Source organism: Pseudomonas sp. QLc11A, assembly GCF_052112305.1.
Classification (GTDB): Bacteria; Pseudomonadota; Gammaproteobacteria; order Pseudomonadales; family Pseudomonadaceae; genus Aquipseudomonas; species Aquipseudomonas laurylsulfatiphila.
The window spans coordinates 39,399-62,134 of record NZ_JAVAJJ010000010.1 but is presented as its reverse complement, the minus strand read 5'-3'; the positions used below and the strand labels follow the sequence as shown (position 1 = coordinate 62,134).

Below are 22,736 nucleotides of genomic sequence, written 5' to 3'. Positions count from 1 at the left end.
ACAGCGGCCTTGTTTGACGCGGATCAATCCATCCGCTCGCTACGGGATCGTTACTCGTTGGCCGATCCCGTAACGCGAACAATCACTGGCCGGTGACAGGCATCGCCGGAATCGCCTCGCTCGGTGGCGGCATGTCTGTCGGGTTTGTCGGTGGCGTGATGGTTTCAACCGACGGTGCCGGTTCCATGTTCTGAACCGGGGTAATCGGTGCCGCTTCAGGCGGCGGCATGACCGGCTCAGAGGCCGCTGGAGCGGGTTCCACTGGAGCCGGTGCTGGGATTACCGGGGCTGGCTCTGCGATCGGCGCAGTGGTCGCTGCAGGCGCCAGGGGAGCCGGTACTGCCTTGGCTTCAGGCATCCCCAGGTCTGTTTTCGGCTTTTCGGGGATATGCGCAGCCTTCTTCGCTTCTGGCGGCAGGAACAGTTCGACCAGTGCAAAGAAACGCTCGTAGAACTTGGCAGACGATACGGTTTCGCTGGCGACCTTGACCATCGAGTCGTCAGAGGAACCGATCGGCATCGACACCGAGCCCAGCACACCCACACCAAGACTGGCGGAGTTGTTGGTTTTCTTCAGCGCATAACGATCCTGCAGGGCGTTGGCGAACACGGTCGCGTGGTGCCCTTCACTACCGTCATCGGCACACACCACATTGAAGCTGATCTCCATGTGGTTCTCGCCGGTCTGCTGGAAGCTCTTGTGACCGCTGACCAGCTTCGGATCGTTGCTGGTGATGATGTAACCCTGGCTGAGCAAGGCGCGGCGGGCGGCTTCACAGGTCTGGATATCGGTGACCGGATAGTTTCGGGAAAAGGTGCCGGAATCGTCGAAGTTCTCATGCTCGTAGATGGCAGCCTTGTTCGATGAACAACCGGCTGCAACGGCCAGCACGGCAACCACGCCGACAATCCGCATGGGAAATGATTTAAACATTGAACATCCTGAGGAAAACGGTTCGGGGCATATTGTGCAACAGATCGATGCTTAGCGGAGTATCGATTGTGTCTTAAAACGGTTACAGGCTGATTGACCCCGGTTTTGCACAAAAGTCACCGCGGCAAATGACGTACGGCACAACAAAAAGACCCCGGCGTTTCGGCCGGGGTCTTCTGTGTAGCGCTAAACCTGCAAAGGCATCAGTATTTCTTGATGTCTGCCTGGCTTTCCAGCTGCTTGCGATACGCCGCAAAGTCTTGCTGGCCGATGCGCGAAGCGAGGTAGCGACGGTACTGCGCTTTCTCTTCTTCGGTCGGTGCCGCTGCTTCGTTCACGCCATTGAGGCGCACGATCATCAGGCTGCCATCCGCCAGCGTCACGCTCGTGAAGGTCGGCTTGTCCTTGGCCACAGGCTTCGCCATGCGGAACAGCGCTTGCAGCACAGTAGGGTCGACCCCTTCCTGAGCGCGAGTCGCCGCTTCGGTGACTTTCCAGGCCTGGCCGTCGACTGCCTGATCCAGCGGGGTCTTGCCATCGCGCAGGCTGACAATCAAGGCTTCAGCCTTGGTCTTGGCATCGGCGCTGGCGTGCTCCTTGGCCAGCTGTACCCGGATCGCAGCAGAAACACTTTCCAGCGGCAGCTGCGAAGGCTTCAGGTGCTCCTTGGCACGCAACACGATCACGGTTTCCGGATCGAGCTCGATGGCGGTGCTGTTTGCACCCTCATCCAGGACTTCCGGGCTGAACGCGGCAGTGATCACGGCACGGTTGGCTGCAACACCCTCTCCGCCTTCGCGGCCGAACGGCTTGGTCGTCTGCACGGTCAGTTTCAGGTCCTGCGCCGGCTGAGCCAGATCGGACGCTTCGAACGAGGCGTCTTCCAGCTGCTTGCTCGCCTCAACGAAACGCTGCTCGACCTGCTGGGTTTTCAGCGCACGGGTCAGCTTGTCTTTCAGGCTGGCGAAAGTTGGCACTTCAGGCGCTTCCACACCCAACAGCTTGATCAGGTGGAAACCGAAGTCGGTGCGAACCGGCGTCGAAACCTGGTCCTTGGCCAACGAATACAAGGCTTTTTCGAACGCCGGGTCGTAGACGCCAGGACCGGCATAACCCAGGTCACCGCCGTTGTTCGCCGAACCCGGATCCTGGGAGAACTCCTTGGCCAGCACCTCGAACTGCTCACCCTTGGCCAGACGGGCCTGGATCTCTTCGATCTTCGCCTTGGCTTGCGCCTCGGTGGTCTTTTCGTTCACTTCAATCAGAATGTGCGCAGCCCGGCGTTGCTCGGACAGGTTCGCGATTTCTTTCTGATAGGCCGCTTGCAGGTCTTCGTCGCTGACGCTGACCTGGTCGAAGAAGGAAGCCTTCTTCAACTCGAGGTAATCGATGACCACCTGATCCGGCGTCATGAATTCCTTGGCGTGCTCGTCGTAATAGGCCTTGACCTCTTCGTCGGTCAGCTTCACAGCCGACGGGTCAGCCTTGATGTTCAGCGAAGCGAAATCGCGGGTCTGTTTTTCCAGACGGGCAAATGCCAGCACCTGCGCATCGGTCACGAAGCCGCTACCGGCCAGACCGGCACGCAGCTGGCCAATCAGCATTTCCTGAGCCAGCATCTGGCGGAATTGCATGCGGCTATAGCCGAGCTGGCGAATCACCTGGTCGAAACGCTCGGAGCTGAACTTGCCATCAACCTGAAATTCCGGTGTTTGCAGGATGACCTGATCAAGTGCCGCTTCGGAAAAGGCAAACTTCGATTGTTCTGCGCCTTGCAACAGCAGCTTGCGATCGATCAGGCCCTTGAGGGCCGATTCGCGCAACATTTTTTCATCCAGCAAGGAAGCATCGAAATCCTTGCCCAGCTGTTGCATGAGCTGGCGGCGTTGCATATCCACCGCCTGACTCAGCTCGTTCTGGCTGATTTCTTCACCATTGACCTTCGCCGCTTCATTCTTGCTCGTCGTGGCCTGGAAAATGGCGTCGAAACCGGTCAAGGCCATCAGCGCAACGATGACACCGATAATAGTCTTGGCAATCCAGCCTTGTGAATTGTCCCTGATATTCTGCAGCATGCGTCCCCCAGAAACGGTTGAACTTCAAAATTAGGCAACCGTGGAGCGTGGGTAGAATCCGGATAGAAGAAAGGCGCATCCGAGGATGCGCCTTCTCGTAACTGGCGGAGCGGATCAAAGGCTCGAACTGGCGACCCTTGGTGTCTTGAACCGGCGACCTGCAGTCAGGACTGCCGCTCCGCTGCCAAGTCAGGCATGACCCCGACCCGGATGGGTAAAAACCTGAATCGAACTTAGTTGACAGCTTCTTTCAGTGCTTTACCGGCTTTGAAACCTGGTTTTTTGGCTGCTGCGATTTCCAGCGTCTTACCGGTCTGTGGGTTACGACCAATGCGAGCTGGACGATCGGTTACGGAGAAAGTACCGAAACCTACCAGAACAACAGAGTCGCCAGCCTTGAGAGCGCCAGTGACGGATTCGATTACAGCGTCCAGCGCACGGCCAGCAGCAGCTTTCGGGATATCAGCGGATGCAGCGATAGCATCAATCAGTTCCGACTTGTTCACTCTAAGTCCCCTTATATCTATTTGAGTATGATTCTAAGTTTTTTTGGTGAAAGCAAAAACGAGTGCTGAATGGCCTACAGACACTTAAGAGCCGCTTTATAACAAGGGCTCTAAAAAACTGTCAAGGAAGCCCCCCAGGCAAATACGTACTAATGCGTGCTAATTCTTTCCTTAGAATCCGCGTCGCGTTTCTCATCCTTCGCGACTATCTCCGGAGCCACGTCCGGCAAGGGCTCCGGCGCGTATTGCAACGCAATTTGCAGGACCTCGTCAATCCATTTAACCGGTTTAATCTGTAGATCCTGCTTGATATTGTCCGGAATCTCTTTGAGATCGCGCACATTCTCTTCAGGAATGATCACGGTCTTGATCCCGCCACGATGGGCAGCCAGCAGTTTTTCTTTCAAGCCGCCAATGGCCAGCACCTGGCCACGCAAAGTGATTTCGCCGGTCATGGCGACATCCGCGCGTACCGGAATGCCGGTCAATGCCGAAACCAGGGCCGTACACATGCCCACGCCAGCGCTAGGACCGTCTTTCGGGGTTGCCCCTTCAGGCATATGGATATGCGTGTCGCGCTTCTCATGGAAGTCCAGGGGAATGCCCAGGCTCTTCGCTCGACTGCGAACAACGGTCAATGCGGCCGTGATCGACTCGACCATCACATCACCCAGGGAACCGGTCTTGATCAACTGGCCCTTGCCCGGTACCACGGCGGCTTCGATGGTCAGCAGTTCGCCACCCACCTGAGTCCACGCCAGCCCGGTCACCTGGCCGATCTGATCCTGCTGCTCGGCCAGGCCATAACGGAATTTACGCACGCCCAGGAAGTGCTCCAGCATGTCTGCAGTAACCTTCACCGAGAAGCGTTTTTCCAGCGCATGTTCCTTGACGGCCTTGCGGCACACCTTGGCAATCTGCCGCTCAAGGCCACGCACACCGGCTTCACGGGTGTAGTAGCGGATGATGTCGCGAATCGCTTCGGCGTCGAATTCCAGCTCGCCTTTTTTCAATCCGTTGGCAGTGATCTGCTTCGGCGAAAGGTACTTCACGGCGATGTTGATCTTCTCGTCTTCGGTGTAGCCAGGCAGACGGATCACTTCCATTCGGTCCAGCAGCGCCGGCGGGATGTTCATCGAGTTCGAGGTGCACAGGAACATCACATCGGACAGGTCGTAATCGACTTCCAGATAGTGATCGTTGAAGTTGTGGTTCTGCTCGGGATCGAGCACTTCCAGCAACGCCGATGCCGGATCGCCGCGCATATCGCTGCCCATTTTGTCGATTTCATCGAGCAGGAACAGCGGGTTGCGCACGCCCACTTTTGTCATCTTTTGAATCAATCTTCCTGGCATCGAACCGATGTAAGTACGGCGATGACCACGAATTTCCGCCTCGTCACGCACGCCACCGAGAGCCATGCGTACGAACTTGCGGTTGGTGGCATGAGCAATCGACTCCGCCAGGGATGTTTTACCCACCCCCGGAGGACCGACCAGGCACAGCACCGGACCACGAATCTTCTTCACGCGTTTTTGCACGGCGAGGTATTCGAGGATGCGCTCTTTGACTTCTTCGAGACCATAGTGGTCGGCATCCAGAATGTCTTCGGCACGCGCCAGATCCAGGCGCACCTTGCTCTGGGCCTTCCACGGCACCTGAACCAGCCAGTCGATGTACGAACGCACCACGGTTGCTTCCGCGGACATCGGTGACATCTGCTTGAGCTTGTTCAGTTCGGCCGTCGCCTTGGCCAGCGCGTCTTTCGGCAGGCCGGCGGCGTCGATACGCTTTTTAAGGTCTTCGACTTCGTTATGACCTTCGTCGCTGTCACCGAGCTCTTTCTGAATGGCCTTCATCTGCTCGTTCAGGTAGTACTCGCGCTGACTGCGCTCCATTTGCTTCTTGACGCGGCCGCGAATGCGTTTTTCGACTTGCAGCAGATCGATCTCGGCATCGAGCAACGCCAGGACGTGCTCGACCCGGGCTGACAGATCGATGATTTCGAGGATTTCCTGCTTCTGCTCGATCTTCAGGGCCATGTGCGCAGCCATGGTGTCCACCAGGCGGCCTGGCTCATCGATGCTGTTGAGCGACGAGAGGACCTCAGCCGGGACTTTCTTGCCCAACTGCACGTATTGCTCGAACTGGGACAGCAGGCTGCGAACGAACACTTCCGACTCGCGCTCTGGTGCATCAACTTCGTCGATCAGGGAGACTTCAGCACGGCAGTGGCCGTCCACTTCGCTGAAGCGCTCAACGGCGCCCCGCTGCTCACCTTCGACCAGGACCTTGACCGTGCCGTCAGGCAGCTTCAGCAGCTGCAGAACGGTGGCAATCGTACCAACGCGGTACAGAGCCTCTTCACCGGGATCGTCGTCAGCAGGGTTTCTCTGGGCCAGCAGAAGAATCTGCTTGTCACCCGTCATCGCAGCCTCGAGGGCTTCGATGGATTTCTCGCGCCCCACGAACAGCGGGATAACCATGTGCGGATAAACCACGACATCACGCAATGGCAGGAGAGGCAATTCAATGGTGGTCTTCATGATTTCGCCTCTACGGCGGCCGTAAGGCCGTAAACAGATGGAAGTAAGCTTGAAACCAAGATGGGGGCTAGTTTGGAAAAAAACAAGCGGATAAAGGAACGACTTTTAAGATCGAAGCCTGCAGGGGGCTGGATACTTCGCATAACCCTGCGGCAGCTCCTACAAAAGCCAGGCCGCCGTTTCGGCGAGCCAGCCCCAAATAGCAAAGGGGCCCGAAGGCCCCTTCTTTGTTCGAGCTGCGTGACGCTTAAGCGTCTGGCGCGGCCTTGGCGGTCGGCTCACTGTTTTCATAGATATACAGTGGCTTGGACTTGCCTTCTATCACGCTTTCATCGATCACTACTTTGCTCACCTCGGATTGCGAGGGGATTTCATACATAGTGTCGAGCAATACACCTTCGAGAATCGAACGCAGGCCACGGGCACCGGTTTTACGCTCCAGGGCACGCTTGGCGACCGATTTCAGAGCGTCGGAACGGAATTCCAGATCAACGCCTTCCATCTCGAACAGCTTGGCATACTGCTTGGTCAGAGCATTTTTCGGCTCGGTGAGGATCTGCATCAACGCAGCCTCGTCTAGCTCGTCCAGCGTCGCGAGTACCGGCAGACGACCGACGAATTCCGGGATCAGACCGAACTTGACCAGATCGTCAGGCTCGACTTCACGCAGGGACTCACCGACTTTCTTGCCTTCTTCCTTGCTGCGCACTTCCGCGTTGAAACCGATACCGCCCTTGGTGGAACGGTTTTGAATAACCTTTTCCAGACCGGAGAACGCACCGCCGCAGATGAACAGGATGTTACGGGTGTCGACCTGAAGGAATTCCTGCTGCGGATGCTTGCGACCACCTTGAGGCGGAACGGAAGCGACCGTGCCTTCGATCAACTTGAGCAGGGCCTGCTGCACGCCTTCACCGGAAACGTCCCGGGTGATCGACGGGTTGTCGGATTTGCGCGAAATCTTGTCGATTTCATCGATGTAGACAATACCCATCTGGGCTTTTTCCACATCGTAATCGCATTTCTGCAGCAGCTTCTGAATGATGTTCTCGACATCTTCACCCACGTAACCCGCCTCGGTGAGGGTGGTTGCGTCGGCGATGGTGAACGGAACGTTCAGCAAGCGAGCCAGGGTTTCGGCAAGCAGGGTCTTACCCGAGCCTGTCGGGCCGATCAGCAGGATGTTGCTCTTGCCGAGTTCGACGTCGTCATTCTTTTTGTCACGCTGATTCAGGCGCTTGTAGTGGTTGTACACCGCTACGGCCAGAACCTTTTTCGCACGCTCCTGACCAATCACATACTGATCAAGGATGCCGCTGATTTCTTTAGGCGAAGGCAATTTATGCGCGCTGCTTTCGGCCTGTGCTTCCTGCACCTCCTCGCGGATGATGTCATTGCACAGGTCGACGCACTCGTCGCAGATAAAGACCGAGGGGCCGGCAATCAATTTGCGTACTTCATGCTGGCTTTTGCCACAGAAGGAGCAATAGAGCAGCTTGCCGTTGTCCTCGCCGTTGCGGGTGTCAGTCATTCGTTCGATCCAAATCCGATAGGCTTGCAACACAAGATGAAGGCTATTGCGGGCTTTTTCAAGCCCGCAGGTGTCGGACCCGCCGACCAACCTTATTTTGAGCTGCTTATTTTAAGCAGGGCGCTGACTGATCACTTCGTCGATCAACCCGTACTCACGCGCAGCGTCCGCACTCATGAAATTATCGCGGTTGGTATCACGCTCGATTTCTTCAAGCGTGCGCCCGCTGTGCTTGGCCATCAGCGTGTTGAGACGCTCACGAATGAAGAGGATTTCCTTGGCGTGGATTTCGATATCCGACGCCTGACCCTGGAAACCGCCCAGTGGCTGGTGAATCATCACACGCGAGTTCGGCAGGCAGTAACGCTTGCCCTGGGCACCAGCCGTCAGCAGGAATGCGCCCATGCTGCACGCCTGACCGATACAGGTGGTCGACACATTGGGCTTGATGAACTGCATGGTGTCGTAGATCGACATGCCCGCCGTCACCGAACCGCCCGGGGAGTTGATATAGAGATGGATGTCCTTGTCCGGGTTTTCCGCTTCAAGGAACAGCAATTGCGCACAGATCAGGTTGGCCATGTAGTCCTCTACCGGGCCAACCAGAAAGATCACTCGCTCCTTGAGCAGGCGCGAGTAGATGTCGTAGGCGCGCTCGCCACGAGCGGACTGCTCGACAACCATCGGGACCAGGCCGCCTGCGGCCTGGATATCAGAGTTCTGCTGAATATACGAATTACGGAACATGCTCTGCAGTCACTCCCAAATAGTTATGTCTTGAATACGCATAAGCCAGCACGAAGGCTGGCTTATGGTGTTTGCTTCTTACCGCAAAAGTGATCAGTCGGCTTGTGGTGCTTCTACCGGCTTGACCGCTTCTTCGTAAGAGACCGATTTGTCGGTCACGCTAGCTTTCTGCAGAACAGTATCCACAACTTGCTCTTCCAGCACAACCGAACGAACTTCGTTCAGTTGCTGGTCGTTTTTGTAGTACCAGGACACAACTTGCTCAGGCTCCTGATAGGCCGAAGCCATTTCCTGAATCATCTCGCGAACGCGGGTTTCGTCTGGCTTGAGGTCGAACTGCTTGACCACTTCAGCCACGATCAGGCCCAGCACTACGCGGCGCTTGGCTTGCTCTTCGAACAGCTCGGCCGGCAGCTGGTCAGGCTTGATGTTGCCGCCGAACTGCTGGACAGCCTGCACGCGCAGACGGTCAACTTCGTTGGACAGCAGAGCCTTTGGCACTTCGATCGGGTTGGTGGCCAGCAGACCGTCCATTACCTGATTCTTGACCTTGGATTTGATCGCCTGACGCAGCTCGCGCTCCATATTCTTGCGAACTTCGGCACGGAAGCCTTCCAGACCGGTTTCCTTGATGCCGAATTGAGCGAAGAACTCTTCAGTCAGTTCTGGCAGCTTTGGCTCGGAAACGGTGTTGACAGTCACGGTGAACTCGGCGGTTTTGCCAGCCAGGTCCAGGTTCTGATAGTCCTCTGGGAAAGTCAGGTTCAGAACACGCTCTTCACCGGCCTTGGCGCCAACCAGGCCATCTTCGAAACCAGGGATCATGCGGCCGGAACCCAGAACCAACTGGGTACCCTTGGCGGAACCGCCGGCGAACACTTCACCGTCGACCTTGCCGACGAAATCGATGTTCAGCTGGTCTTCGTTCTGGGCAGCGCGATCGGCCACTTCGAAACGGGTGTTCTGCTTGCGCAGGATTTCCAGCATCTTGTCCAGATCGGCGTCAGTCACGTCAGCGCTCAGACGCTCGACGGCGATACCGTCAAAACCGGCAACGGTGAACTCAGGGAACACTTCGAATACGGCTACGTATTCCAGGTCCTTGCCCGCTTCCAGGGATTTTGGTTCGATCGAAGGCTGACCAGCCGGGTTCAGCTTCTGCTCAACCACAGCTTCATAGAAGGAAGACTGGATCACGTCGCCTACAGCTTCCTGGCGAGCGTCAGCACCGAAACGGCGCTTGATTTCGCTCATTGGCACTTTGCCTGGACGGAAGCCAGCAATCTTGGCCTTTTGGGCGGTCTGCTGCAGACGCTTGTTGACCTGGCTCTCGATGCGCTCAGCCGGCACGGTGACGCTCATGCGGCGCTCAAGAGCAGTAGTATTTTCAACAGAAACTTGCATGGATATTCCTCGTTGCACAGACGTTAGCCGGCCGTTTCCGACCCCAGAATCAAGGGCATGCATTCTAGTGGGTCAAACTCAAGAAGTCACCCTACTGAAAACGGGTAAAAAAGCAGCAGGCAATTTATAGGTGCGAATGCACGAGTGCACCTCGCCCCGATGGCAAATACAACCAATCACGCCAGGGCTCTGCGCCGACCCTTCCTATATAGAAGAGGCCGCCAATCATCTCCCTGACAGCCGGCCCCGCAAGCAGGACCGGCGGACAGGACAGCATCATCGAGAAACATAAATACGACGAAACGCCCCGCCCCTGCGACCCGGAACTTGCGGCCGCCGAAACAAAAAAGGCGCCAGACTTTTCAATCTGGCGCCTTTCGAAATATGGGGTGGACGATGGGGATCGAACCCACGACAACGGGAGTCACAATCCCGTGCTCTACCAACTGAGCTACGCCCACCATATTGCCTGTTAAAGAAGCCAAACAACTTCTTTATCAAGCTCCAGCCAGGCCAACAGCCTGATCGAAGCTTTATTTGGTGCGGATGAAGAGACTCGAACTCTTACGCCTCGCGGCGCTGGAACCTAAATCCAGTGTGTCTACCAATTCCACCACATCCGCGGATGAAGCCGTTAAAGCAAAGGCGCCAGACTGTTAATCTGGCGCCTTTCGAAATATGGGGTGGACGATGGGGATCGAACCCACGACAACGGGAGTCACAATCCCGTGCTCTACCAACTGAGCTACGCCCACCATATCGCGCTACTTGTGCCAAAGCTGCCTAATGGCGCACCCGGCAGGACTCGAACCTGCGACCATCCGCTTAGAAGGCGGATGCTCTATCCAGCTGAGCTACGGGCGCCTTGTTAGCTGTACCCTTGGAGGACTACAAACTAAGTGCTTTCCAGTCTCGCAGAACCGTAATCCCGCTCAACCTTCTTAACCAGTGCTAGGCTGTGCCCGACAAGTGCGACGAATAGTATAGAGCCACCCGAAGGTCGTCAAATCCTTTTTAAAAAAAATTCATTTAATTAAAGGAGTTAGGGGAATTTGCAGACCAAGCGCCTTTGCCCTCACCGCATGACATGCGAGAATGCGTTCTCTTTTTTTCCCCTCTCGATGGTTAATCACGCGCAATGACTGCACAACTAATCGACGGCAAATCGATCGCCGCCAGCCTGCGCCAGCAGATCGCCCAACGTGTCACCGAGCGTCGCCAGCAAGGCCTGCGCACGCCCGGCCTTGCGGTGATCCTGGTCGGTAGCGATCCTGCCTCTCAGGTTTATGTCTCGCACAAGCGTAAAGACTGTGAAGAGGTCGGCTTTCTGTCCCAAGCTTATGACCTGCCTTCCGAAACCACTCAAGAAGCGCTGACCGAGCTGATCGATCGCCTGAACGACGATCCTGCGATCGACGGCGTCCTGCTTCAGCTTCCGCTTCCCGAACACCTGGACGCCTCCAGACTGCTGGAGCGCATTCGTCCGGACAAAGACGTCGACGGTTTCCATCCTTATAACGTCGGTCGCCTGGCCCAGCGTATCCCGCTACTGCGCCCATGCACCCCCAAAGGCATCATGACCCTGCTGGAAAGCACCGGGGTCGATCTTTACGGGATGAATGCCGTGGTCGTCGGTGCGTCCAATATCGTTGGCCGCCCGATGGCGATGGAATTGCTGCTGGCCGGTTGCACCGTGACCGTCACCCACCGCTTTACCAAGGACCTGGCCGGGCATGTCGGCCGTGCGGACCTGGTCGTCGTCGCCGCCGGCAAGCCGGGACTGGTCAAGGGCGAATGGATCAAGGAAGGCGCGATCGTGATCGATGTCGGCATCAACCGTCAGGACGATGGCAAGCTGGTCGGTGACGTGATCTATGAAACCGCCCTGCCCCGCGCCGGCTGGATCACTCCGGTGCCGGGCGGCGTTGGCCCGATGACCCGTGCCTGCCTGCTGGAAAACACCCTCTACGCCGCTGAAACCCTGCACAGCTGAGTTTCACCGCAGACGCTGACAGCGAATCGAAGAACCCCGCCCTTGGCGGGGTTCTTTTTGCCTGCGAAACACACTCGACCACCCGACGGAAAATGACATTTTTTTCATGTTTCTCAGGACTTTCGCCTGTTGTTTGAACAACCATCGACAGTTATTCAGCCATACTCCAGAATGTCGCGCTTTTAACGAAATAGCCCGTTACAGAACGGCTTATCAACACTTTGCGAGTCTGCCAGCGTGAAAATCCGTCTTTCCATCCTGAGCCTATTTTTTGCAGTTACAGGAACTTTCCTCACGCCAATCGCCAGTGCTGACGAGACCACCGCAGCGCCGCGAGATACGAAGACACTCAAGCTCGCTTCCGGCAGCTCCCTGCTGCTGGACATGCAAACCAACAAAGTCATCTATGCCAGCAATCCTGACGTCGTCGTCCCCATCGCGTCCGTCAGCAAACTGATGACCGGCCTGGTCGTGGTCGAAGCCCGCCAGAACATGGATGAATACATCAACATCAACATCAGCGACACACCGGAAATGAAAGGCGTGTACTCCCGGGTCAAGCTCAAGAGCGAACTGCCGCGCCGGGAAATGTTGCTGATTGCCCTGATGTCATCCGAAAACCGCGCCGCCGCAAGCCTGGCCCACCACTATCCGGGAGGCTATGCCGCGTTCATTGCTGCCATGAACGCCAAGGCCCGGGCACTGGGCATGACCAACACGCATTTCGTCGAGCCGACCGGCCTCTCCCCGCGCAACGTTTCGACCGCTCGCGATTTGAGCAAACTGTTGATCGCCGCGCACAAGTACCCGCTGCTGACCGAGCTGAGCACGACCAAGGAAAAAACCGTCTCGTTCCGTAAACCCAACTACAGCCTGGGTTTTCGCAACACTGACCATTTGGTCCGCAAGCCGGACTGGGACATCCAGCTGACAAAAACCGGTTTCACCAACGAAGCAGGCCACTGCCTGGTGCTGGTGACCCGAATGAGTAACCGCCCGGTGGCCCTGGTGATCCTTGACGCCTATGGCAAGTACACCCATTTTGCCGATGCCACGCGCATGCGTAATTGGGTAGAGAGCGGAAAGAGCGCAGACGTGCCTTCCGTAGCCTTGCAGTACAAGGCAGACAAGAACCTCAAGCAGCGGCAGAGCGGCGTGGTTGAAGCGTCGCAGTAACCTTGCTGCAAACACATTAAAAAAAGCCCCGATCACTCGGGGCTTTTTTTTGGTGATTCACGGAACACAGATTACGAAATATCTGTAGGAACTGCCGAAGGCCCCTACAGATGAACCTTTTTTCCGGCTATTCAGTCATTGGGCAGCGGCATCTGGTCGTCGTCCGGGATGCCGTCGCCGGTACTTGGATCTCTCCACCCCTTCGGTTTTTCAGTGGGCACCACCGTTGGCCGCGCCATGGGATCCCTCAACGGGCTGTCCGGATCCATCACCGGATCGGTGCTTTGCTCCGGGGTCGTGGGGACGGTTTCCGGACGTTTGTCGTCGAAACTGGAATCGGTAGACATACACACCTCCATTGAACCTAAGGTTTCAGATCACCCAGTGGATCGTAGGGCTTGGCCGGAGCCTTGGGGTTGTCACCCGGCTTCACGTCCCTCGGTGCCTTGGCGGGCCCGATCGGGTCGACCTGAGGATCGGCAAGGTCCGGGGAATCGGGGTCGAAACCCAGCTCATCGCCAGAGGAATGTTCAGACGAGTGCGGACCGACGGGCGTTGTGGAGTGAGCCATGGGTGCCTCCTGATCTCGGCCCGGAACAATGATCCGGGCCTTTGAAGATCAGAGGCCGGCGGCGAACGATGGTGCCCGTCGGGTGACCAACGGACTTAGTGTGCGGCCAGGGCTTTTTTCGCCTTGGCGGCGGCCTGCTCCTGACCGGCTTGAGCCAGCTCGTTGGCGGCATTGAGCCATCGCTGCTGATCGACCTGCGACGGGATCTGCGTCGGATTCTGGATCAGCACGGCCCAGCCACCGGCGTCCTTGAATGCCGACTCGAAGGCGCTGAAGCTCATCAGTTCGCGGCGATCCATCCCCGCGCGCAACAGGACCGTCTGCTTCTGGCGGTTGTAGCCGGCTAGAATGGCGTAACGCGGTTCGGCCCACATGGCCGAGCCCTCGGTGAAGCGCACCATCACCGGATAACCGGCGGCGACCTGCGTCAACAAAGCCGCAAGGTTGCTGTCGAGGGGATAAACCACCATCCCGTACTCGCGGGCCAGGTTCTGCATGTTCTGTTGCAACTGCGCTTCACCCCCCGGCAAATGCAAGGGCTTTTCGAGCAAGCCCGGGGTGATCACGATGCCCTGCTGGGACAGCATGCTGGCCAGCACCTGCGGCCCGCTTTGATACGCATCGCCCCGGTAGAATCGGCCGCTGAGTTCGACTCGCTCCGGCAAACGCTTGATCTCGGGCGCAACACTCCCGGCGCAGCCCGCCAGACTTGCCACGCAACCGGCCATCAGCATGGCCGACAAAATTCGAGAAAATACCCGCACCATCAGCTCTCTCTTGTTCAGGTTCAGACGCCAGGCAATCCCATTCCCGGCTCGGTCGTCGATCATAGGTCGCCGCGCTGCCAGGGTATAGCTTTAAACGGCAGACGCGTTCATTCGATAGAGCGAACTGGTTGGTGACTGCCGACTTTCGGTCAATAGTCTGAAATGCAGTAACGGCTAGACTGTGTTCTAAGAGACGACAGTGAAGCGTGTGTGCCCGCAGCAGGGCAAAGAGGAGGCGCAGATGAGCCTGACCATGATCATTGCGATGTTGATTTGCAGCTGGCTGGCGGTAGCCGCTGCCATGCTGTGGGGCGTGCTGCGCATCACTCGCCGCCACCATCACCCTGCCCCACCCGCAACGGCGCCAGAAGCGGACGAGACGCGCAGCCAACACGCCAACGCTCACTGACCGATATTTTCTTCGAACAAACAAAAACGGCCGCCTGGATTCAGGCGGCCGTTTTGCTTTCATCTACCGTCAAGCGTCAGCGTTTACCTGCTTCTGCCGGGCCCGGCGAGACATCATGTTCAACACCTCGATCGAAGCCGAGAACGCCATGGCCGCATAGACGTAGCCTTTCGGTACATGGGCGCCGAAGCCTTCGGCGATCAGCGTCATGCCGATCATGATCAGGAAGCCCAGGGCCAGCATCACCACCGTCGGGTTGTCGTTGATGAACTTGGCCAACGGATCAGCGGCAAACAACATCACCAGCACCGACACCACCACCGCGATGATCATGATCGGCAAATGCTCGGTCATGCCGACAGCGGTAATGATGCTGTCGATGGAAAACACCATGTCCAGCATCAGGATCTGGCCGATCGCCGCAGCAAAGCCCAGGGTCACGGTGGATGTCTTGGACGTCGGATCATCCGGCGCCGGGTCCATGCTGTGATGGATCTCGGTGGTCGCCTTCCACAACAGGAACAGGCCACCGGCGATCAGGATCATGTCTTTCCAGGAAAACGCGTGGCCGAGAATCTCGATCACCGGAGCGGTCAACTGGACGATGAACGCGATGGTGCTCAGCAGACCCAATCGCAGGATCAGCGCCATGCCGATACCAATGCGCCGTGCCTTCTGCCTGTGTTGCTCGGGCAGCTTGTTGGTCAGGATCGAAATGAAGATCAGGTTATCGATGCCGAGCACGATTTCCATCACCACCAGGGTGGCCAGGGCAACCCAGGCAGTGGGGCTGGCGGCAAGTTGTAAAAGGTAGTCCATGGGTCAGTCCTGACTCGTTGTAATACGGTTTAGATTTCCTGGGAGGAAGATTCGGTTTTTTCCGATTCTTTTTCCGATGATTCTTTTTTGCTGATCAACCCGCTGGTGGCATCGCTGAGTGCCTGTTCGGCAGCCTTGTGGGTATCGTCAATCGCCTGTTTGGCGCTTTCGGCGGCCTTGCCCATCAACTGTTGAGCGCTTTTCTCGGCCTGGTCGCAACCGGCCAATACCAGTAAAGATGTGATCAACAGCGCCGTGGATTTAATTTTCATGATGCTCCCTCGATAGAACGAACGGGACCGAAACGATGGCCCGTTGATAGCGATGCATTCTAGGGAAGCGAACACTTCAGGAAAATTCGTATTTTTGCGGTATATACTTCGTTTTTTACGAACCCATACTTTCTTGCTTTAGATGTAGGGACCGTACCTATGTTGAATTATCGACAACTGCATTATTTCTGGGTGGTGGCCAAGACCGGCAGCATCGTGCGCGCCTGCGAACAACTGAACCTCACACCGCAAACCATCAGCGGGCAGATTTCATTGCTGGAACAGACCTTTGGCATCGAGTTGTTTCGGCGCGTCGGACGGCAACTCGAACTGACCGAGGCCGGACGCCAGGCACTGCCCTACGCCGAGCAAATGTTCCAGCTGGGTGGCGAACTGGAACTGATGCTGCGGGCACAACCCAATGAGCAGCAAATTCTGTTTCGTGTCGGGGTGGCCGACGTGGTGCCCAAGTCCATCGTCTATCGCCTGATTGCACCGACCATGGAGCTGAGCGAACCGCTGCGCATCACCTGCCGCGAAGACAAGCTTGAACGTTTGTTGGCCGACCTGGCGATCCAGCGCCTGGACCTGGTGATCTCCGATAGCCCGATGCCGTCGCACCTGGACATCAAGGGCTACAGCCAGAAACTGGGTGAGTGCGGGATCAGCTTCTTCGCCACCCCTGAGTTGGCGGCACGCTTCGGTCAGGACTTCCCGCGCAACCTGCACGGTGCGCCACTGCTGATTCCAGGTCCGGAAACCGTGGTGCGCAGCCGTTTGCAGCGCTGGTTCGCCGAGCAGCAGATCCAGCCGCAGATTGTCGGCGAGTTCGACGATAGCGCCCTGATGCAGGCCTTCGGCCAATCCGGCAGCGGGATCTTCATCGGCCCGAGCGTGATTGCCGATGAAGTGCGGCGCCAGTATGGCGTGCTAGTGATCGGCCAGACCGATGCGGTGAGCGAGTCGTTCTATGCCATCTCAGTGGAGCGCAAGGTCAAGCACCCCGGCATTGTCGCCATTACCGAAGGTGCCCGACGCGAGCTGTTTACAGCGCTGTAACCGCTTCGCGCGGCTTGAACGTCATCAGGGCGATGGCCAGCAGGATCGAAGCCAGAATGAAAGCGGCGGCGGCAAAGCCAAGGCCTTGCAGGCCGACGCTGTCGATCACCCGACCACCGATCATCGCGCCCAGGCCGATACCGAGGTTGGCCCCGGCGATGTTCAGCGACGCGGCAAATGCCGGCGCTTCGGGCGCGGCTTTCATCAGGCGCACATGGCTGACCAGGAACAACGCCGCCTGAGTCACGCCCCAGATGCCCATCGCCGCCGCCAGACCGAGCGGTGAATGGATGTTCGGCACCAGTGCCACCAGGCCGGCAATCATGAACGCACAGAACATCATCGACGCCATCAGCGGGTGCCGATCCACTGCCCGGCCGCCCAGGGAGTTACCGATCAACCCGACCGCGCCGAAGCCCATCAGGCACCAGCCGACCAGGGTGCCGTTGAAGCCGGCCAGACGCTCGAGGATGTCGGCCAGATAGGTATAGGCCGTGAACATGCCGCTGAACACGATCACCGACAGCAACACATGACCGAGCATCAGCGGGCTGCGCAGGATCTTGAACTGCGACACAAAGCTCACCTGATGCTGGTGCAGGTTGGTCCTGGGCAGATAGATAAACAGCAGCAGCGCCTTGGCAAAGGCGATGACCGCCAGAATCGCAAAGGCACTGCGCCAGCCGAACGCATCGGAAATCAGCGTGCCCACCGGAATGCCGAACACCGTGGCGCAGACAATGCCGAAGCCGATCTTGGCGATGGCGCGACCGGCGTAATCCGGCCCGACGATGTCCACCGCCGTTTCGCTGGCCAGCGCCCAGAACACCGGTAGCCCCAGCGCCGGGATCAACCGGGCAAACGCCATCACCCAGATGTTCGGCGCCAGCGCCGCCAGCGTATTGGCCAGGCCAAACAGGATCAGCACCGAGATGAACAGCTTGCGCCGCTCGAAGCGAGCGAAATAAGCCGTGAGGAACGGCCCGAACGCGGCCACGGTAAACGCGAACAAGGTCACCAGCAAACCGGCCTGCGGGATGCTGACCTCCAGGTCCCTGGCGATAGCCGGCAACAGGCCAACGATGATGAATTCCGTGGTCAGCACCGTGAAACCGGCGGCAGACAACAGAAGAATGGGCAACAACCGCATGCACAACTCCAGAAAAACGAAAACACCAGCGATAGCCCGAAGGCCCACTGGCAGACATGAAAATGAGGATGGCGAATCTTAACAGAGTGTTTTCGGATGCGGTTGCACGAACCTGCAATTCGCGTTGAAGACCAGGGCGGCAGTTCGTCACAGGTCTGAAAGATCGGTCCTGCGCTGTGATAAAGTCCGCGCCCTGAAAAACGTACACCCTGTGTTCATCGGTCATTTTGGCGTCGATGTCACGATCCTCTTCGGTTTCCAGCGGGCTGCATGCGCGGTGAAACCTCGCACTAATAAAAAATCAGAGATGCTGTTTTATGACTGCTTCATCCCCTTCTCTATTACACCGCCTTAAACGCTTGAGCCTGGTTACACAAATTGTGATCGGCCTGATCGCCGGTATTGCCTTGGCGCTGATTGCCCCCGATGTGGCGAAATCCACGGCGTTCATCGGCAAAGTGTTTGTCTCGGCACTGAAAGCCGTTGCACCGATTCTGGTGTTCGTGCTGGTCATGGCGTCGATTGCCAACCACAAGCACGGCCAGGAAACCCACATCCGGCCGATTCTGTTCCTGTATCTGCTGGGCACTTTCGCCGCCGCGGTGGTCGCGGTGGTTGCCAGCATGACGTTCCCGTCCAGCCTGGTGCTGTCGACCCAGGACGTCGCGGTCACAGCACCGGGCGGGATTGGCGAAGTACTGCAAAGCCTGTTGCTGAGTGTGGTCGACAATCCGGTCAGCGCGCTGATGAACGCCAATTTCATCGGCATCCTGGCGTGGGCCATCGGCATGGGCATCGCCATTCGTCATGCCGGCGACACCACCCGTGAAGTGCTGGGCGACCTGTCCAACGGCGTGACCGTGATCGTGCGCCTGGTGATCAGTTTCGCTCCGCTGGGCATCTTCGGGCTGGTGGCCTCGACCCTGGCCACCTCCGGCTTCGGCGCCTTGATCGGTTATGCGCACCTGCTGGCCGTGCTGCTGGGCTGCATGCTGTTCGTGGCACTGGTGATGAACCCGATCATTGTCTTCTGGAAAGTGCGCCGCAATCCGTATCCGCTGGTGCTGACCTGCCTGCGCGAAAGCGGCATTACCGCATTCTTCACCCGCAGTTCGGCGGCGAACATTCCGGTCAACCTGGAATTGAGCAAGCGCCTGGGCCTGCACGAAGACACCTACTCGGTATCGATCCCGCTGGGCGCGACCATCAACATGGCCGGCGCGGCGATCACCATCACCGTGCTGACCCTGGCCGCCGTACACACCCTGGGCATCACCGTGGACATTCCCACCGCGATCCTGCTGAGCGTGGTCGCGGCGATCTGCGCCTGTGGTGCTTCGGGTGTGGCCGGCGGTTCGCTGTTGCTGATTCCGCTGGCATGCAGCCTGTTCGGCATCCCGAGCGAAATCGCCATGCAGGTGGTGGCGGTCGGGTTCATCATCGGCGTGTTGCAGGACTCGGCGGAAACCGCACTGAACTCCTCCACCGATGTGCTGTTCACGGCGGCGGCTTGCCTGGGTGAAGAGGCAAAAACAGAGCGCCTGGCCTGACACAAATCCCTGTGGGAGCGAGCTTGCTCGCGATAGCGGTGGGTCAGTCAACATCAATGTTGAAGGTTACACCGCCATCGCGGGCAAGCCCGCTCCCACAGGGTCGGCGGTGTATTTGAAACATATGCGTGTATGAAAAAGCCCGCCAAGGCGTAAACCTTGGCGGGCTTTTTTGTACCCGGGCGGTTTAGAACGCGCCCATGTAGTCGCGCTTGCCCACTTCCACGCCATTGTGGCGCAGCAGTGCATAAGTGGTAGTGACGTGGAAGAAGAACTGCGGCAGGCCGTAGGTCAGCAGGTAGGACTGGCCGCTGAAGCGCTTCTCTTTAGGCGTGCCCGGACGGGTGACGATCTCGATGCCTTCCTTGCCGTTGATCTGCTCAGGCGTGAACTCGCCGATGTAAGCCAGAACTTTGCTCAGCAGCGCTTGCAGTTCGGCGAAAGTGGTTTCGGTGTCGTCGTACTTCGGCACTTCAACTTCGGCCAGACGGGAAGAAACGCCCTTGGCGAAATCAACGGCAATCTGTACCTGGCGCACCAGCGGGAACATGTCCGGGAACAGGCGCGCTTGCAGGAAGGCGTTAGGGTCGATGTTTTTTTCGGCGGCGTGAGCCTCGGCCTTTTTCAGTACATCGCTCAGGGCGTTGAGCATTTGCTGGAAAACAGGCACGGAAGCGTCGTACAGGGAAATGGTCATGGCAGGTCTCGTGTGGAGGAACGTGGGTCATGTGCATCTGTAGGAGCGAGCCTGCTCGCGATGGTCGTTAACGAAAACGCGTCCTGTCTGGATGAACGCGTTGCGCCGAAGTCCATCGCGAGCAGGCTCGCTCCTACAGGTGATCAGCATCAGGGGCCGATTATAGCCGCGTGCCGCCCTCCCGAGACCGGTCTTTTTCAGCTGCCGTACACTTTGGCCGCCGGTACCACTTGCGTCAGCAGTTGCGCGACGGCATCGCCCATCTCGCCAACCGCCCAGCGGCCCTGGCGATCCAGTTGCGGGCCACGGCGCCAGCCATCGGCGATCGACAACTTGCCGCCCTCGACTTCGAACATCTGTCCGGTCACCTCGGCGGACGCCTCGGAACCCAGCCACACCACCAGCGGCGCGACGTTTTCCGGGGCGAAGTAATCGAAGCCCGCTTCAGGTTTTTTCATGGTGTCGGCGAACACCTGCTCGGTCATTCCGGTACGCGCGGCCGGCGCCAGGGCGTTGGCGGTGATCCCGTAACGGCGCAGTTCAGCCGCCTGCACCAGCGTCAGCGAAGCAATACCGCCCTTGGCCGCCGCATAGTTGGACTGTCCAATGGAACCCTGTAAACCGGCGCCGGAACTGGTGTTGATGATCCGCGCATCGACCTTGGCGCCGCTCTTGGCCTGCTCACGCCAGTACTTCACGGCGTGGCTGGAAATGCAGAAGTGGCCCTTGAGGTGCACCGCCACCACGGCGTCCCAGTCGGATTCGCTGAGGCTGGCGAACATGCGGTCACGGCAGATGCCGGCGTTGTTGACCACCACGTTCAGCTCGCCAAAGGTTTCGATGGCCTGGCGCACGATCAGCCCTGCCGAATCGTAGCGGGTGATATCGTCGCTGTTGGCCACGGCACTGCCGCCCTGGCCGAGGATGTCGCCGACCACGGCCAAGGCCGCTTCGCGGTTGATGTCGTTGACCACCACCTTCGCGCCTTCGGCAGCGAAAGCCATCGCGTAGGCCCGGCCCAGACCACCGCCGGCACCGGTGATGATCACGACGCGGTTTTCACAGATTTTCATGAGTCTATTCCTTCAAATTCTTCACTAATCGACACAATCCCCTGTAGGAGCGAGCCTGCTCGCGATGGTCGTTAACGAATACGTGGGGTATCTGAATCACCGCGTCGTTCTTGAGTCCATCGCGAGCAGGCTCGCTCCTACAGGATCGGTGTGATTCCTGATTACAAACGTTCGATGATGGTCACATTGGCCTGCCCACCGCCTTCGCACATGGTCTGCATACCGAAGCGTCCGCCGCTGCGCTCCAGTTCATGCAGCAGGCTGCACATCAAACGGGTGCCGGTGGCGCCCAGCGGATGGCCGAGGGCAATCGCGCCGCCGTTGACGTTGGTCTGTTCGTGCGGATAGCCGGTCTCTTTCAGCCAGGCCATGGCCACCGAAGCGAAGGCTTCGTTGATCTCCACCCGGTCGATGTCTTGCAGTTTCATCCCCGCACGCTTGAGCGCATAAGCCGTGGCCGGGATCGGCGCGGTGAGCATCCAGATCGGGTCTTCGGCGCGCACGCTCAGGTGATGGATGCGTGCCCGTGGCGTCAGGCCGTAACGCTTGAGCGCCGCCTCCGAGACGATCAGCATCGCACTGGCCGCGTCACAGGTCTGGCTCGACACTGCCGCGGTGACCCGGTCACAGCCGAACAGGAACTCCAGCTCGGCCATTTTTTCCAGGCTGGTCTGGCGCGGGGTTTCGTCATGCAGCACACCGGCCAACGGCACGATCTCGCGATTGAAGCGGCCTTGCTCGATGGCCTGCAAGGCCCGTCGATGGGACTCCAGCGAGTAGGCTTCGAGCTGCGCCCGGGACAGGTCCCACTTTTCGGCGATCATCTGCGCCGAACGGAACTGCGTCGGCGGTTGCGCACCGTAGCGCCGCACCCAGCCTTCGGAGCCGCTGAACGGATCGGTGAAGCCCAAGGGCTCGGCAGCGATCATCGCCGAGGAAATCGGGATCTGGGTCATGGTCTGCACGCCACCGGCGATGACCACGTCCTGGGTGCCGCTCATCACCGCCTGGGCGGCGAAGTGCACCGCTTGCTGGGACGAACCGCACTGGCGATCGATGGTGGTGCCCGGCACTGATTGCGACAGGCCGGCCGCCAGCCAACTGGTGCGGGCGATGTCACCGGCCAGCGGGCCGATGGTGTCGACACAGCCGAAGATCACGTCGTCGTAATCCTCGTCGGGAATGTCATTGCGCTCGACCAGTGCGCGCAAAACATGCGCGCCCAGATCGGCGGCGTGAATCTGGCTCAGACCACCCTTGCGCCGCCCGGTGGGCGTGCGCAGGGCGTCGACGATATAGGCTTCAGGCATGGTCTACCTCGGTGAAAAAATTGAAATCTGGTATTGAGAGCGCCGAAAAACCTGTGGGAGCGAGCTTGCTCGCGATGAGGCCGACACATCCAACATTGATGCCATCTGACGCACCGCCATCGCGAGCAAGCTCGCTCCCACAGGGAT

At 58.4% G+C, this 22,736-nt stretch carries 21 protein-coding genes and 4 tRNA genes; 5 read left to right on the top strand and 20 right to left on the bottom strand.

The features are described 5' to 3' along the window. Positions 1-82 precede the first annotated feature (82 nt). From Q8X48_RS16020 to Q8X48_RS15970, 11 genes are all read right to left on the bottom strand, one after another. Positions 83-934, bottom strand: a complete 852-nt coding sequence (locus tag Q8X48_RS16020; protein WP_407801121.1) for a DUF2242 domain-containing protein — start codon at positions 932-934, stop codon at positions 83-85. 203 nt (positions 935-1,137) lie between these two features. Further along, positions 1,138-3,009 carry a SurA N-terminal domain-containing protein gene (locus Q8X48_RS16015; RefSeq protein WP_407801120.1) on the bottom strand — a complete coding sequence of 624 codons (1,872 nt, stop codon included), beginning with the start codon at positions 3,007-3,009 and terminating at the stop codon, positions 1,138-1,140. Positions 3,010-3,242: 233 nt separating this feature from the next. Further along, positions 3,243-3,515, bottom strand: a complete 273-nt coding sequence (locus tag Q8X48_RS16010; protein ID WP_002552737.1) for an HU family DNA-binding protein — start codon at positions 3,513-3,515, stop codon at positions 3,243-3,245. A gap of 149 nt (positions 3,516-3,664) precedes the next feature. Further along, entirely contained in the window at positions 3,665-6,061 is a 2,397-nt protein-coding gene (gene lon, locus Q8X48_RS16005; protein ID WP_007970757.1) for an endopeptidase La, read from the bottom strand. Positions 6,062-6,308: 247 nt separating this feature from the next. Then, positions 6,309-7,592 carry an ATP-dependent Clp protease ATP-binding subunit ClpX gene (clpX, locus tag Q8X48_RS16000; protein ID WP_007982210.1) on the bottom strand — a complete coding sequence of 428 codons (1,284 nt, stop codon included), beginning with the start codon at positions 7,590-7,592 and terminating at the stop codon, positions 6,309-6,311. A 111-nt stretch (positions 7,593-7,703) separates the two neighbouring features. Then, complete coding sequence (gene clpP, locus Q8X48_RS15995) at positions 7,704-8,339, bottom strand: ATP-dependent Clp endopeptidase proteolytic subunit ClpP (protein WP_015094302.1); 636 nt, start codon at positions 8,337-8,339, stop codon at positions 7,704-7,706. Positions 8,340-8,432: 93 nt separating this feature from the next. Next, positions 8,433-9,743 carry a trigger factor gene (gene tig / locus Q8X48_RS15990; RefSeq protein WP_102702178.1) on the bottom strand — a complete coding sequence of 437 codons (1,311 nt, stop codon included), beginning with the start codon at positions 9,741-9,743 and terminating at the stop codon, positions 8,433-8,435. Positions 9,744-10,128: 385 nt separating this feature from the next. Next, positions 10,129-10,204 (bottom strand) — tRNA-His (locus Q8X48_RS15985). 77 nt (positions 10,205-10,281) lie between these two features. Next, a tRNA-Leu gene (locus Q8X48_RS15980) sits at positions 10,282-10,366 on the bottom strand. Positions 10,367-10,422: 56 nt separating this feature from the next. Beyond that, a tRNA-His gene (locus Q8X48_RS15975) sits at positions 10,423-10,498 on the bottom strand. A gap of 32 nt (positions 10,499-10,530) precedes the next feature. Beyond that, positions 10,531-10,607 (bottom strand) — tRNA-Arg (locus Q8X48_RS15970). A gap of 274 nt (positions 10,608-10,881) precedes the next feature. On the opposite strand from Q8X48_RS15970, the gene folD reads away from it, so the two are divergent. Together folD and pbpG are read left to right on the top strand one after the other, a co-directional pair. After that, positions 10,882-11,736, top strand: coding sequence for a bifunctional methylenetetrahydrofolate dehydrogenase/methenyltetrahydrofolate cyclohydrolase FolD (gene folD / locus Q8X48_RS15965; RefSeq protein ID WP_008001570.1), 855 nt, complete (start codon positions 10,882-10,884; stop codon positions 11,734-11,736). Positions 11,737-11,973: 237 nt separating this feature from the next. Continuing rightward, the gene (pbpG, locus tag Q8X48_RS15960; protein ID WP_015094299.1) at positions 11,974-12,912 is read left to right on the top strand and encodes a D-alanyl-D-alanine endopeptidase; all 939 of its coding nucleotides are present in this window, start codon (positions 11,974-11,976) and stop codon (positions 12,910-12,912) included. Between the two features lie 131 nt (positions 12,913-13,043). Here pbpG and Q8X48_RS15955 read toward each other — a convergent pair whose 3' ends face one another. The 3 genes from Q8X48_RS15955 to Q8X48_RS15945 all read right to left on the bottom strand — a co-directional run bounded on the left by Q8X48_RS15955 (position 13,044) and on the right by Q8X48_RS15945 (position 14,313). Next, positions 13,044-13,259, bottom strand: a complete 216-nt coding sequence (locus tag Q8X48_RS15955) for a hypothetical protein (protein ID WP_015094298.1) — start codon at positions 13,257-13,259, stop codon at positions 13,044-13,046. 17 nt (positions 13,260-13,276) lie between these two features. Then, entirely contained in the window at positions 13,277-13,483 is a 207-nt protein-coding gene (locus Q8X48_RS15950; RefSeq protein WP_015094297.1) for a DUF6021 family protein, read from the bottom strand. A gap of 95 nt (positions 13,484-13,578) precedes the next feature. Continuing rightward, complete coding sequence (locus tag Q8X48_RS15945) at positions 13,579-14,313, bottom strand: peptidase C39 family protein (protein WP_407801119.1); 735 nt, start codon at positions 14,311-14,313, stop codon at positions 13,579-13,581. A 178-nt stretch (positions 14,314-14,491) separates the two neighbouring features. On the opposite strand from Q8X48_RS15945, the gene Q8X48_RS15940 reads away from it, so the two are divergent. After that, on the top strand, positions 14,492-14,659 hold the full coding sequence (locus Q8X48_RS15940) for a hypothetical protein (protein ID WP_217835763.1): 168 nt from the start codon (positions 14,492-14,494) through the stop codon (positions 14,657-14,659). A gap of 69 nt (positions 14,660-14,728) precedes the next feature. Here the strand turns inward: Q8X48_RS15940 and Q8X48_RS15935 are convergent, their stop codons facing one another. Beyond that, positions 14,729-15,478 (bottom strand): TerC family protein, encoded by a 750-nt coding sequence (locus Q8X48_RS15935; RefSeq protein ID WP_007977136.1) that lies wholly within the window; start codon positions 15,476-15,478, stop codon positions 14,729-14,731. 29 nt (positions 15,479-15,507) lie between these two features. Beyond that, on the bottom strand, positions 15,508-15,750 hold the full coding sequence (locus Q8X48_RS15930) for a hypothetical protein (RefSeq protein WP_126050385.1): 243 nt from the start codon (positions 15,748-15,750) through the stop codon (positions 15,508-15,510). A gap of 159 nt (positions 15,751-15,909) precedes the next feature. Here Q8X48_RS15930 and nhaR point away from each other — a divergent pair, with 159 nt between their 5' ends. Then, the gene (gene nhaR, locus Q8X48_RS15925) at positions 15,910-16,809 is read left to right on the top strand and encodes a transcriptional activator NhaR (RefSeq protein ID WP_407801118.1); all 900 of its coding nucleotides are present in this window, start codon (positions 15,910-15,912) and stop codon (positions 16,807-16,809) included. Here nhaR and Q8X48_RS15920 read toward each other — a convergent pair. Further along, complete coding sequence (locus tag Q8X48_RS15920) at positions 16,796-17,959, bottom strand: MFS transporter (RefSeq protein ID WP_407801117.1); 1,164 nt, start codon at positions 17,957-17,959, stop codon at positions 16,796-16,798. The two genes, nhaR and Q8X48_RS15920, sit on opposite strands and share 14 nt — an antisense overlap. A gap of 317 nt (positions 17,960-18,276) precedes the next feature. Here Q8X48_RS15920 and sstT point away from each other — a divergent pair, with 317 nt between their 5' ends. Beyond that, complete coding sequence (gene sstT / locus Q8X48_RS15915; protein ID WP_407801116.1) at positions 18,277-19,509, top strand: serine/threonine transporter SstT; 1,233 nt, start codon at positions 18,277-18,279, stop codon at positions 19,507-19,509. A 187-nt stretch (positions 19,510-19,696) separates the two neighbouring features. Here sstT and Q8X48_RS15910 read toward each other — a convergent pair whose 3' ends face one another. The 3 genes from Q8X48_RS15910 to Q8X48_RS15900 form a co-directional block, all read right to left on the bottom strand. Then, positions 19,697-20,206: a DUF1993 domain-containing protein gene (locus Q8X48_RS15910; protein ID WP_217835767.1), complete on the bottom strand. Its 510-nt coding sequence runs from the start codon at positions 20,204-20,206 to the stop codon at positions 19,697-19,699. Between the two features lie 197 nt (positions 20,207-20,403). Beyond that, on the bottom strand, positions 20,404-21,279 hold the full coding sequence (locus tag Q8X48_RS15905; RefSeq protein ID WP_407801115.1) for an SDR family oxidoreductase: 876 nt from the start codon (positions 21,277-21,279) through the stop codon (positions 20,404-20,406). A 161-nt stretch (positions 21,280-21,440) separates the two neighbouring features. Beyond that, on the bottom strand, positions 21,441-22,589 hold the full coding sequence (locus tag Q8X48_RS15900; RefSeq protein ID WP_095967394.1) for an acetyl-CoA C-acetyltransferase: 1,149 nt from the start codon (positions 22,587-22,589) through the stop codon (positions 21,441-21,443). Positions 22,590-22,736 lie beyond the last annotated feature (147 nt).

Bases quoted from the DNA above. Each gene is read 5' to 3' on its own strand.
- Q8X48_RS16020 (WP_407801121.1), bottom strand. From the start codon at position 934: ATGTTTAAATCATTTCCCATGCGGATTGTCGGCGTGGTTGCCGTGCTG.
- Q8X48_RS16015 (WP_407801120.1), bottom strand. From the start codon at position 3,009: ATGCTGCAGAATATCAGGGACAATTCACAAGGCTGGATTGCCAAGACT.
- lon (WP_007970757.1), bottom strand. From the start codon at position 6,061: ATGAAGACCACCATTGAATTGCCTCTCCTGCCATTGCGTGATGTCGTG.
- clpX (WP_007982210.1), bottom strand. From the start codon at position 7,592: ATGACTGACACCCGCAACGGCGAGGACAACGGCAAGCTGCTCTATTGC.
- clpP (WP_015094302.1), bottom strand. From the start codon at position 8,339: ATGTTCCGTAATTCGTATATTCAGCAGAACTCTGATATCCAGGCCGCA.
- tig (WP_102702178.1), bottom strand. From the start codon at position 9,743: ATGCAAGTTTCTGTTGAAAATACTACTGCTCTTGAGCGCCGCATGAGC.
- folD (WP_008001570.1), top strand. From the start codon at position 10,882: ATGACTGCACAACTAATCGACGGCAAATCGATCGCCGCCAGCCTGCGC.
- Q8X48_RS15955 (WP_015094298.1), bottom strand. From the start codon at position 13,259: ATGTCTACCGATTCCAGTTTCGACGACAAACGTCCGGAAACCGTCCCC.
- Q8X48_RS15950 (WP_015094297.1), bottom strand. From the start codon at position 13,483: ATGGCTCACTCCACAACGCCCGTCGGTCCGCACTCGTCTGAACATTCC.
- Q8X48_RS15945 (WP_407801119.1), bottom strand. From the start codon at position 14,313: ATGATCGACGACCGAGCCGGGAATGGGATTGCCTGGCGTCTGAACCTG.
- Q8X48_RS15940 (WP_217835763.1), top strand. From the start codon at position 14,492: ATGAGCCTGACCATGATCATTGCGATGTTGATTTGCAGCTGGCTGGCG.
- Q8X48_RS15935 (WP_007977136.1), bottom strand. From the start codon at position 15,478: ATGGACTACCTTTTACAACTTGCCGCCAGCCCCACTGCCTGGGTTGCC.
- Q8X48_RS15930 (WP_126050385.1), bottom strand. From the start codon at position 15,750: ATGAAAATTAAATCCACGGCGCTGTTGATCACATCTTTACTGGTATTG.
- nhaR (WP_407801118.1), top strand. From the start codon at position 15,910: ATGTTGAATTATCGACAACTGCATTATTTCTGGGTGGTGGCCAAGACC.
- Q8X48_RS15920 (WP_407801117.1), bottom strand. From the start codon at position 17,959: ATGCGGTTGTTGCCCATTCTTCTGTTGTCTGCCGCCGGTTTCACGGTG.
- sstT (WP_407801116.1), top strand. From the start codon at position 18,277: ATGACTGCTTCATCCCCTTCTCTATTACACCGCCTTAAACGCTTGAGC.
- Q8X48_RS15910 (WP_217835767.1), bottom strand. From the start codon at position 20,206: ATGACCATTTCCCTGTACGACGCTTCCGTGCCTGTTTTCCAGCAAATG.
- Q8X48_RS15905 (WP_407801115.1), bottom strand. From the start codon at position 21,279: ATGAAAATCTGTGAAAACCGCGTCGTGATCATCACCGGTGCCGGCGGT.
- Q8X48_RS15900 (WP_095967394.1), bottom strand. From the start codon at position 22,589: ATGCCTGAAGCCTATATCGTCGACGCCCTGCGCACGCCCACCGGGCGG.